Source organism: Microvirga thermotolerans (genome assembly GCF_009363855.1).
GTDB classification, from domain to species: Bacteria; Pseudomonadota; Alphaproteobacteria; order Rhizobiales; family Beijerinckiaceae; genus Microvirga; species Microvirga thermotolerans.
The window spans coordinates 649849-661032 of the sequence record NZ_CP045423.1 but is presented as its reverse complement, the minus strand read 5'-3'; the positions used below and the strand labels follow the sequence as shown (position 1 = coordinate 661032).

General features: G+C 66.7%; 7 protein-coding genes. All 7 read left to right on the top strand.

Features of this window, described 5'->3' with window-relative positions; all coding sequences use genetic code 11:
- The 7 genes from GDR74_RS03095 (at position 1) to GDR74_RS03065 (ending at position 11165) form a co-directional block, all read left to right on the top strand.
- The gene (locus GDR74_RS03095) at positions 1-600 is read left to right on the top strand and encodes a chemotaxis protein CheW (protein WP_152584935.1); all 600 of its coding nucleotides are present in this window, start codon (positions 1-3) and stop codon (positions 598-600) included.
- A 1-nt stretch (position 601) separates the two neighbouring features.
- Positions 602-2278: a methyl-accepting chemotaxis protein gene (locus GDR74_RS03090; protein WP_246179831.1), complete on the top strand. Its 1677-nt coding sequence runs from the start codon at positions 602-604 to the stop codon at positions 2276-2278.
- 26 nt (positions 2279-2304) lie between these two features.
- The gene (locus GDR74_RS03085; protein ID WP_152584933.1) at positions 2305-4536 is read left to right on the top strand and encodes a hybrid sensor histidine kinase/response regulator; all 2232 of its coding nucleotides are present in this window, start codon (positions 2305-2307) and stop codon (positions 4534-4536) included.
- Positions 4533-5606 (top strand): chemotaxis-specific protein-glutamate methyltransferase CheB, encoded by a 1074-nt coding sequence (cheB, locus tag GDR74_RS03080; RefSeq protein WP_152584932.1) that lies wholly within the window; start codon positions 4533-4535, stop codon positions 5604-5606. Before GDR74_RS03085 ends, cheB begins: the two co-directional genes overlap by 4 nt.
- Positions 5603-7342 (top strand): response regulator, encoded by a 1740-nt coding sequence (locus GDR74_RS03075; protein ID WP_152584931.1) that lies wholly within the window; start codon positions 5603-5605, stop codon positions 7340-7342. The genes cheB and GDR74_RS03075 overlap by 4 nt, the downstream gene beginning before the upstream one ends.
- On the top strand, positions 7339-9258 hold the full coding sequence (locus GDR74_RS03070; protein WP_152584930.1) for a response regulator: 1920 nt from the start codon (positions 7339-7341) through the stop codon (positions 9256-9258). Before GDR74_RS03075 ends, GDR74_RS03070 begins: the two co-directional genes overlap by 4 nt.
- 308 nt (positions 9259-9566) lie before the next feature.
- Positions 9567-11165, top strand: a complete 1599-nt coding sequence (locus GDR74_RS03065) for an ABC transporter substrate-binding protein (protein ID WP_152584929.1) — start codon at positions 9567-9569, stop codon at positions 11163-11165.
- Positions 11166-11184 lie beyond the last annotated feature (19 nt).

The following is an 11184-nucleotide window of genomic DNA, read 5'->3' as shown; positions in this document are numbered from 1 at the left end:
ATGGCGAAATCCCTGCGGCGCAAGCTCAGGCAGATCACGCGCACCGGCATCCTCTCCGCCGAGGAAAGGACCCGGCGCATTCTCGACGAGCGAACGCGCCGGCTCGCGGAACGCCGCGAGGACGCCACCCGGCCTGGAGAGGAGAACCGGAGCGTTCTGGTCTGCAAGGCCGGGCAGGAGCACTTCGGCATCCCCCTCGACGAGGTCGCGGAGGTTCTCCCGTTCCAGACCTGTCTTCCCGTTCCCGGCGGCCCGGCGGCCCTGGCCGGCCTCCTGGGCCGGAACGGCCAGCTCCTCAGCATCATCGACCTCGGCCTCGCCCTGGGAATAGCGTCCGCCCCGGACGAGGAGGACGGCCGCCACCTGGTGCTCCTGCGCCGCTTCTCGCCGAAGATCGCGCTGCGGGTCGACCGCGTCCAGGCGGTCGAAGCGGTCGCGCCCCTTGCCCACGAGGAAGGGCGCAGCTTCCGGAAGGAGGCTGTGTCCGGCTATGCGGAAATCCGGTCCGACATTGCGGACCGGGAAAGAATCCTATCTCTTCTGGACATGGACCGCCTCCTTCACCCTTTCCTGCAGTCTCTTCCTGCTTTCGGAGTCTGACGTGACGATATCGATCGCGAACCGCATCCTCCTCAGCTTCGCCTTCATTGTCGCGCTGATGGTCGGCCTTGGGATCTACACGCTCAACCAGCTCGACGACGTCCGCCAGACGACGGAGACGATCGTGGCCCGCGACCTGTCGATGATGCGCCAAGTCGAGGCGATCGGAGCCCAGGAGAACGAGATGCAGGACCTTCGCGAGGAGGTCGTCTCGCGGTTCCTGCTGCGTTCGCTCGGCCAGCAGCAGACCCCCTTCGACAATCTGATCGCCGAATGGAGCCAGCGCGCCGCCGCCACGGAAAGCGCCCTGTCCCAGGCCATCGCCGCAGCGAACAGCTATCGTGCCCAGTCCGTCTCCATCGAGCGGGCCGAGGCATGGCGGCGCATCGCCGAGCTTCTCGTGACGGCGAATGCGAGGCTCCGTCAGCTGCGGACCGATACCGAACGGCAGTTCGGCGCCATCCAGAGCAACGATCTTGCCGGCGTGCTCTCCGCCCAGGCTGCCTTGAACGGCAATGGAGGGGAATGGAGCAAGACGCTCAGCAACGTCAGGGGCATCTTCGAAGAGGCCGTCGCCGTCGGACAAAGGCGCGTCGGGGAGGTCTACGACCAGAGCCGCATCTCGATCATCCTCGCGCTTGCGGGCGTTGCCCTCCTGAGCATCCTCATCACGTACGCCCTTCGGGCCTCCATCGCCCATCCGCTCCAGGCGTTCATGCAGTTCGTCGAGAGAGTCGGACGGGGCGATCTGGCCGGGCAGACGGCCATGACCGGCAAGGACGAGATCGGACGCCTCGGCGCCACGCTGAACGAAATGGTGGAAGGGCTTCGCCAGCTGGCGAGGCAGAGCCGTGAGGCGACCGAGAACCTGAATGCGGCCGCCGCGGAGATCCGGGCCTCGACCCAGGAGCAGGCGGCCAGCGTCGAGGAGCAGCTCGCCGCGGTTCAGGAAACGGCGGCCACGGTGGACGAGATAACGCATGCCGGCGCCCAGATCGGCAAGCGGGCCCAGGAGGTCATCGCCTCCGCGCAGGCGACCGCCCAGACCAGCATCGCCGGACTGCAGGCCGTCGACGACACGGCGCTCGCCATGGATGCGATCCGCGAGCAGGCGGAGGCCGTTGCCGAGAACATCGTCGCCCTGAGCGAGAAGACGCAGGCCGTCGGCGAGATCATCTCGTCCGTCAACGATATCTCGGAGAGAACGCATCTTCTGGCGCTCAATGCCGCCATCGAAGCCGCGGCGGCGGGCGAGAACGGGCGCAGCTTCGCCGTCGTCGCCTCCGAGATGAAGGTGCTGGCGGATCAGGCGAAGGACGCGACCGCACAGGTCCGCTCCATCCTCGGCGACATCCAGCGCGGCATCAACGCCTCGGTGATGCTCACCGAAGAAGCGGTCAAGCGCGTGACCGCCGGCAAGGAGCGCACGGACACCACGCAGCAGACGATCACCGAGATCTCGAGCCGCGTCCAGGAAAGCGTGCAGACCTTCCAGCAGATCGTAGCTTCGACCAACCAGCAGCAGCTCGGCATCGAGCAGGTCATGGGGGCGCTCCAGAACATCCGGCAGGCGAGCCAGCAGACTGCGGCCGGGACCCGCCAGCTCGACATGGCCGCCGCGAACCTTTCCGACCTCTCGCAGCAGCTTCTGTCGCTCGTGGAGCGGTACAGAATCTGACCCGCCGGGAAGTGAAAGCTCGAGCCGTGACGGATATCCGCAAACAACTGCTCGCCGCGTTCGAGGTGGAACACCGGGAGCATCTGCATGCGATCCGCAAGGCGCTCGATGCGGCGGAGAGCGGTGCTCCCCTGGACATGGCGGACGTCTTCCGCCGGGCCCACTCCCTGAAAGGAGCGGCGCGGGCCGTCGACCTTCCCGCCGTGGAGGAGGTGGCCCATCAGCTCGAGGCCCTGTTCTCCCGTATCCTGGAAGGCAGTCAGTCCCTCGACCCTGAGACCGTCGTCGCCGTGCGCGGAAACCTCGATGCCATCGAGGATCTCGTCGCCGAGGCGCAGCACCCTTCCGGCACCGCTGCCGTTGCGGCGGCGAAGGCCCGGCGCACGCCGTCCACGGAGGATGGCGCCGGCGCCTCCGATTGTGCTCCCACGGAAGCGAAAGGCGCTGCGCCGGACAAGGCGGAGCAAGGCTCGGATCCCGGGGCTGGAACCTATCTGCGCGTTGCGGCTGCGCAGGTCGAGGAACTCGCGGGCTCCATGCACCAATTGCTGGCCGAGCTGCAGGCCGACGAGGCGATGTCGGAATCCCTTCGCCAGGTCGAGCTCGACGTTCGCAACCTGCGGCGCAGCTGGGATGCGCTCCAGAGACAGTTTCTTTCGGGAGCCTCGAAAGCGGCAGGAGGGAAGGCTTCGACGGCCCGGCTGCGGGACTTCGACCAGGAGCTGAAGGGGCTCTTTCGCAAGCTGTCGTCCCTCGCGCGCAGCCACAAGCTTTCCGCCTGGGCGACGGAACAGGCGGCCCGGCAACTGCGGGAAAACATCGAGAGGGTGTCTCTCGTTTCCGCGGAGACGGTCTTCGGCACCTTCGGTCACATGGTGCGGGAGATCGCCAGGGAGGAGGGTCGGAACGTCCATTTTCGCACCCTTGGCCTTGACATCCAGGCCGACCGCCAAGTGCTCCAGGCGCTCAAGGATCCGGTCATGCACCTCCTCCGCAACGCGGTGAGCCATGGGGCGGAGGATGGGCCCGAGCGCGCGGCCAAAGGCAAGCCGGAGCGGACCGAGATCGTCCTCGAGCTGACCTCCCGGAACGGGCGCCTCGCGGTGAGCGTCCGCGACGACGGGCGCGGGCCCGATCTCGCGCGGATCGAGCGGGTCGCCGTCGAGCGGGGCCTCCTGCAGCCCCGGGCCGCGGGGGACCCGGCGCCGATGATGGACCAGCTCCTGTCGCTCGTCTTCTCGCCCGGCTTCTCGACGGCCGGCTCCGTGGATCGCCTCTCGGGCCGCGGCATGGGCCTGTCCGTGGTGGCGGAAGCCGTCCGCCGGCTGCATGGCTCGGTCCTGCTGCGCCCCCGCTATCCTTGGGGCACGGAAGCCCTCCTGTCGGTGCCCTTCTCGGCGGCGCGCCAGCCCCTCCTCCTGGTGGAGGCGGAGGGGCGCATGTTCGGGCTTCCGACCCACGGAGTCGAGCGCCTGCTGCGGCTCAATGCCCGGGCTCTGGAAAGTGTGGAAGGCCGCCCGGCAGCGAGGATCGATGTGCGGGGTCAGGACGTTATTGTCCCGGTCGTCGCCCTTGCCGCACTCACAGGATCGCCCAATGCGCCTATCCCGATCGAGGCCGGACATGCCAAGGCGGTGCTCGTCCGCCATGGAGCCCGCCACTGCGCCTTGGCCGTCAACGCATTCCACGATGTCCGCACGATGCTGGTGAACGAAGTCCAGGCCATCGGCCTCGGGGAAACGGTGTCCGGCACCGTTCTCCTCGAGGACGAGCTGCCTGCCCTGGTCCTGAGCCCGGAGCTTCTCGTCGAGCATTGGGTTCGTCACGAAGGCCGGCTGGCCGCGGGAGGCCTGGGCCTCGCGGAGTGGAAGCCCGAGGCGGAGGAGCACGGCGCGACCGTCCTCGTCGTGGACGATTCCATCACCACGCGGACGCTGGAAAAGAGCATTCTCGAGGCGCAGGGTTACCGTGTTCTCCTCAGCGTCGACGGCATCGACGCGCTCAATGTGCTGCGCTCCGGCGAGGCCATGGTCGATCTGGTGATCGCCGATGTGGAGATGCCGCGGATGGACGGGTTCGGTCTCCTCCAGGCCATCAAGACGGACCCCCGTCTGGCAGCCGTCCCGGTCATCCTCATGACGTCGCGGGCCGATCCCGCCGATGTGCGCAGAGGCCTCGATCTCGGCGCGAGCGCCTATATCACCAAGCAGAAGTTCGACCAGCGCGAACTTCTGGCAACGATAGGGCAGCTCCTATGAAGCCCTCTTCGCAGTCGCGCGTGCGCGTGATGGTCGTCGAGGATTCCTTGGTCGTCCGCCAGCTCCTCGCCCATATCATCGCGCGCGATCCCCGCCTCGTCCTGGCGGCTGCCGTCGGGTCGGCGGAGGAGGCCCTGCAGGAGATCGGCCGCGTCCAGCCCGACGTGATTTCCATGGACATCCGCCTTCCCGGCATGGACGGCCTGGAGGCCACGCGCCGGATCATGACCGAACGCCCGACCCCCATCGTCGTGATCGCGGGCAGCGTAGAGGATTCGGCTCTCCAGATCTCCATGAATGCCCTGCGGGCCGGCGCACTCTCGGTGGTCGAGAAGCCCGTCGGCGTGACGAGCGCGGGGTATGACGGGATTGCCGAGACGATCTGCACCCAGCTCTACATCATGAGCCAGGTCCCCGTGGTGCGGAGGCGGTCCTTCGCCTGGCGGCCCGACACGCCGCCCCCCTCCCTTGCGAAGGAGGAGACGCGCGGCATCGCCCGTCCCACGATCCTCGGCATTGCGGCCTCGACGGGCGGCCCGCCCGCCCTGGCCAAGATCCTGGGCGCCCTTCCAGGCGATTTCCCGCTGCCGATCCTTCTCGTCCAGCACATGGGAGCGCCGTTCATGGAGGGGTTTGCCTCCTGGCTCGACGGGCTGATCGCCCTCGAGGCACGCCTGGCGCGCGACCACGAGGTGCCTGTGGCGGGCAAGGTCTATGTCGCCCCGGGCGACCGGCATCTGCTTCTCTCGCCCGGCGGGACGCTGCGGCTGAGCGCCGCGCCGCCCGTAGGGGGGCAGCGGCCATCCGCGACCCTGATGTTCGAATCCATCGCCGAATCGGTCGGGGCGAAAGGCCTCGGCGTCCTTCTCACCGGAATGGGAGAGGACGGCGCCAAGGGACTCACGGACCTTCGCCGAGCGGGAGGCTACACTGTCGCCGAGCACGAAAGCACCGCCGTCGTCTATGGAATGCCGGCGGCCGCCGTCAAAATGGGAGGAGCGCGGGTCAGCCTGCCCCTCGACCTGATCGCTCCGCGCCTCCTGCGCCTCGCCAGAGGAGAGAGCGCATGAGCGCCCGCCCTGCGGCTCCCGCCGCCCGGATTCTCCTGGTCGAGGATTCGGAGACCCAGGCCCTCCAGCTCCGCCACATGCTCGAAAGCAACGGCTTCGCCGTGGACTGGCAGCCCACGGCGGAAGCGGCCCTCGACAGCCTGAACGCGGGCCTGCCGGACCTCGTCATCGCCGACTACCACCTGCCGGGGATGAACGGCGACGAACTGTCGCGACAGATGCGCCTGAACGTCAGGACCCGCGCCATCCCGGTCATCATGCTCACGGAAGCGCGGGAGCGCGCCGTGGAGCGGCAGGGGCTGGAGAGCGGAGCGGACGCCTATATTTCGAAATCCGCCGAGCAGGACCTGATCATCCTCCGGATCAAGGCCCTTCTGCGCCGCCGCACCGGCTCCGATCTGCAGGAGGGTCGCGAAGCGCCGAGCTTCAGCACGTTCCGGCGGGCCCGCCTGATGGTCGTGGACGACAGCCTGACTCGCCGTACCTATCTCCGGGACCTCCTCAGCCGGGAAGGCTACGAGGTAACGATGGCGCCCGAGCCTTCGGAGGCGCTCAAGCTCGTGAGCCGCCCCGGCGCGTCCTGGGACTGCATTCTCGTCAACGTCCTCAGCCCGGGTTTCGACGGCATCGAACTGTGCAGGCAGCTCAACGCCTATCGCGGCCTCGCTCCCCTGCCGGGCATGGAGGTTCCGACCTTCTCCATCGTCGGCCTCGGCAACGAGGACGGGGGCGACATGCTGTCCCGGATCTTCGCCGCCGGGGCGGACGACGTGGTCCCCGTAGCGGTCGAGCCCGACGTCATGCGCGTGCGGATCCGGGCCCTGGTGCGCCGCAAGCTCCTCCAGGACGAGAACTGGCGCATAGAGACCGAGCTGCGGGCGCGCGAGCTTGCCCTGGAACGCGCCCGGGCGGAGGCGGCCTCGGCCGAGGCGCGCGCCTCCCTCGCCGGCGCCCTGGCAAAGGCCAATTTCGAGCTCGAGCAGGCCAACCACCGCCTGAGGGAGACTCAGGCCAAGCTGGTGCAGGCGGCCAAGATGGCCTCCCTCGGCGAACTCGTCGCCGGCATCGCTCACGAGATCAACAATCCGCTCGCCTTCATCATGGCCCACCAGGGCACGGTCGAACGCCTGCTCAACGACATCTCGTCCAAGGTTCCGGCAGAACCCGGGCTCGAACGCTCCCTGGCGAAGGCCCGCGAGAGGGTCGGCGCCATGAAGCTCGGCATGGGGCGAATCCAGGAGCTCGTCCTGAACCTGCGGCGGTTCTCGCGGCTCGACGAGGGCGGCTTTCAGACCGTCAACGTGCGCGAGTCGATTGAAACCGTCCTGGCGCTCCTGGGCCACAAGCTCGGCACCCGGATCGACGTGCGCCGCCACTATCGGGGCGCCCGGGACCTCTACTGCTCTCCGGCCCTTCTGAACCAGGTGGTCATGAACATCATCGGCAACGCCGCCGACGCCATCGCCGGAACCGGCGCCATCGATATTGAAACATCGAGCGACGAGACAACCTATACCATCCGGATCAGCGATACGGGGCCGGGGATCCCTCCGGAGATGCGGGAGCGGATCTTCGAACCGTTCTTCACCACGAAACCGGTCGGTGCCGGAACTGGACTCGGCCTCGCCATCGCCTATAGCGTGGTCGAGGCCCACAAGGGAACGATCACGGTCGACGAGAACCCCGCGGGGGGCGCCCGTTTCACCGTGACGATCCCAAGGCAGAACATCGAATGATCGCGGCGAACGACGTCACTTCCAAGCTGGACACCATCCTGGTCGTCGATGACGAGCCGGATATCCTCGTCGCGATCGAGGATCTGTTCGAGAACCACTACCGGGTCATCACCGCATCCTCTCCGGTCAAGGCGCTCGATCTCCTGCGCGCGGAACCGGACATCTCCGTGATCATCTCGGACCAGCGCATGCCGGAGATGCAGGGCGACGAGTTTCTCGCCAAGGCGCGCCAGCACAGCGATGCGGAGGCCATTCTCCTGACGGGTTATGCGGACCTCAAGGCCGTGATCGGCGCCGTCAACAAAGGTCGGATCACCGCCTATGCCCCGAAGCCATGGGATCCGGCGGCGCTCTCCGGCATGGTCGCCTCCGCCTCGGAGCGCCACCGGCTGACGCGCGAGCTCAACACGGAACGGGCCCTTCTGCGCGGCCTCATGGAGAGCATCGGGGAGCGGATCTCCTTCAAGGACCTGGAGGGGCGCTTCGTCCGTGTGAACTCCAGCAAGGCGGCGAGCCTCGGGTTGAGCGTGGAGGCCTGCCTCGGGCGCATGGAGAGCGAATTCGTCCTGCCGGATCGCGCCGCAGCCATCGCAGAGGCCGAGCGGCGGGCCATCGAGGCCCGCAGCCCCGTGGAGCAGATCGAGGAGCGCCAAGGCCCTGACGGCGCCCCGCAATGGTTCTTCGTCACTCAGATCCCGATCCTCGACCCGTCCGGCACTGTGACGGCTCTCGCCACGATCGAGCGCGACATCACCGAGCGGAAGATGATGGAGACGCGGCTGCGGCAGGCGGACAAGATGCAGGCGCTCGGCACGCTGGCCGGCGGCGTGGCGCACGACTTCAACAACCTGCTCATGGCCGTGCTCGGCAGCCTCGATCTCGCTTCCCGCAGGGCGCCCGACGATCCCCGCCTGAACCGGCTCCTCAAGAACGCCATCTATGCAGCGGAGCGTGGTGCCTCCCTGACCCAGAGGCTGCTGAGCTTCAGCCGCCAGCGGGACCTCCGCCTCCAGACGGTCGACATCAACCGCGTCATCGGGGACATGAACGACCTTCTCATGCGAACCCTGGGCGGCGTGATCCGCGTCGAGAAGAACCTGGCCGACGACCTGTGGATGGCGATGGTCGACCCCGACCAGCTCGAACTGGCGGTGCTGAACCTGTGCATCAACGCGCGCGACGCCATGTCCGAGAACGGAACCCTGACCCTCTCGACACGCAACCGCACCGTCGCCGAGGGCGAGATCCCCGACCTCGATCCCGGCGACTACGTGGTCATTTCCGTGGCCGACACGGGCTCGGGCATCCCGCCTGACATCCTGAACCGTGTGCTCGAGCCCTTCTTCACGACGAAGGAAGTCGGCAAGGGCACCGGCCTCGGTCTTCCGATGGCCTATGGGCTTGCCCGCCAGTCCGGCGGAACGGTGACCATCGAGAGCACCGTCGGGGTCGGAACCACGGTCGAGCTCTACCTGTCCCGGACGGCGGCGGGCCCCAGCGAGGCGGACTCCGAAGAAGTCTCGACGACCGAGCCGAGCCGGAAGGTGCGCATTCTCCTCGTCGACGACGATCCCGACGTGAGGGCCGTTACGGCAGCTTATCTGAACGAGATGGGACATCGGGTCGTCGAGGCGTCGGACGGCGTCGCCGGCATCGACATCCTTCGGGCGGACGACCAGATCGACCTCCTGATCGCGGACTTCGCCATGCCCGGCATGACGGGGCTCGAACTGGCCACCCAGGCGCGCCAGGTCCGGTCCGATCTGGGCGTGCTCCTCATCACGGGCTATGCCGACCCGGAACGGGTGCCCGAGGGCTACCCGATGCTCCACAAGCCCTTCAACCGCTCGGAACTGGCTTCGAAGGTGATCGAAGCGGTCAGGATCGCGGGGAAACCTGAGGAGCCTCGGCCCTGACCGGAGCGGAAAAGCCCTGTCGCGACGGGGCGCCCTTCCGCTGGACGAGATACGCGCCCTCGACCGAAGGAAGGCCGCATTTCCTCTTTCGTTCCGCCCGAACGGACGCCGTCTCCGGGAATCGGCCGTCGGAATCGCGCAAAATTGACGCCGTCCGGTCCGATTCGGGGAGCGTGCGCGCCCGAAATGCTATATTTTTTCCAAAACCTTTGAATCCAGGGAGGGACAGATTGACATTGAACGATGTTCACACCTTAACTCTGTCGCGGAACGGCCATAATCCAGAGCCGTCTCAGAGGACTTTCATAATGAAGAAATCAGCTCTTCTTGCAGCTGTCTGCGTTCCGGCCTTCCTGGCGGCCGCTCCGCTGTCGGCTAAGACGCTCGTGTATTGCTCCGAGGGCAGCCCGGAGAATTTCTACCCCGGCGTCAACACCACCGGCACCTCCTTCGATGCCAGCACCCAGATCTACAGCCGGATCGTGGAGTTCGAGCGCGGCGGCACGAAGGTTCTGCCCGGCCTCGCCGAGAAATGGGACATTTCTCCGGACGGACTCGTCTATACCTTCCACCTCCGCAAGGGCGTGAAGTGGCACTCCAACAAGAACTTCAAGCCGACCCGCGACATGAACGCCGACGACATCGTGTTCATGTTCGAGCGCCAGTGGAAGCAGGATCATCCCTATTACAAGGTCACGAGCCCGAACCATTCCTACTTCGACGACATGGGCATGCCCAAGCTGCTCAAGTCCGTGGAGAAGGTGGACGACTACACGGTCAAGGTGACGCTGAACCAGCCTGAGGCGCCCTTCCTGGCCGACCTCGCGATGGAGTTCGCGGCCGTTCAGTCGAAGGAATACGCCGATGCGATGCTGAAGGCGGGCACCCCCGAGAAGATCGACCAGGAGCCGATCGGCACGGGTCCGTTCTATCTCGTCCAGTACCAGAAGGACGCCATCATCCGCTACAAGGCCTTCCCGGACTATTACGGCGGCAAGGCCAAGATCGACGACCTCGTCTTCTCGATCACCCCGGACGCCTCGGTCCGCTGGGCGAAGCTCCAGAAGGGCGAGTGCCACGTCATGCCGTATCCGAATCCGGCCGACCTCCAGGCCATGGAGAAGGATCCGAACGTGACGATCCTCTCCCAGGCGGGCCTGAACATCGGCTACCTCGCCTACAACACCCAGAAGAAGCCCTTCGACGACGTGAAGGTCCGCAAGGCCCTCAACATGGCCATCAACAAGAAGGCCATCGTCGAAGCGGTGTATCTCGGCAGCGGCATCCCGGCCAAGAACCCGATCCCGCCGTCCATGTGGTCGTACAACGACAGCATCAAGGACGATCCTTACGATCCGGAAGCGGCCAAGAAGCTCCTGGCCGAGGCCGGCTTCCCGAACGGGTTCGAGACCGACCTGTGGGCCATGCCGGTGCAGCGCCCCTACAACCCGAATGCGAAGCGCATCGCCGAGCTGATGCAGGCCGACCTCGCCAAAATCGGCGTGAAGGCCGAGATCAAGAGCTTCGAGTGGGGCGAGTACCGCAAGCGCATGCAGGCGGGCGAGCACCAGATGGGCATGCTGGGCTGGACGGGCGACAACGGCGACCCGGACAACTTCCTGCACACCCTCCTCGGCTGCGCCTCGGCGCAGGGCAACGGGTCGAACGTCGCGAAGTTCTGCTACAAGCCCTTCGACGATCTCGTGACCAAGGCCAAGGTGACCACCGACGTGGCCGCGCGCACCAAGCTCTATGAGCAGGCGCAGGTGATCTTCAAGGAGCAGGCTCCCTGGTTCACCATCGCGCATGCGGTGCAGCTGAAGCCCATCCGCAAGGAAGTGGTCGACTTCAAGCTCTCGCCCTTCGGACGCCACACCTTCTACGGCGTGGACATCAAGGGCAAGTAAGCCTTCACGATCCACCTCT

Excerpts from the sequence above, each read along its gene's own strand:
- GDR74_RS03065 (WP_152584929.1), top strand. The coding sequence starts at position 9,567 with ATGAAGAAATCAGCTCTTCTTGCAGCTGTCTGCGTTCCGGCCTTCCTG.
- GDR74_RS03095 (WP_152584935.1), top strand. The coding sequence starts at position 1 with ATGGCGAAATCCCTGCGGCGCAAGCTCAGGCAGATCACGCGCACCGGC.
- cheB (WP_152584932.1), top strand. The coding sequence starts at position 4,533 with ATGAAGCCCTCTTCGCAGTCGCGCGTGCGCGTGATGGTCGTCGAGGAT.
- GDR74_RS03075 (WP_152584931.1), top strand. The coding sequence starts at position 5,603 with ATGAGCGCCCGCCCTGCGGCTCCCGCCGCCCGGATTCTCCTGGTCGAG.
- GDR74_RS03070 (WP_152584930.1), top strand. The coding sequence starts at position 7,339 with ATGATCGCGGCGAACGACGTCACTTCCAAGCTGGACACCATCCTGGTC.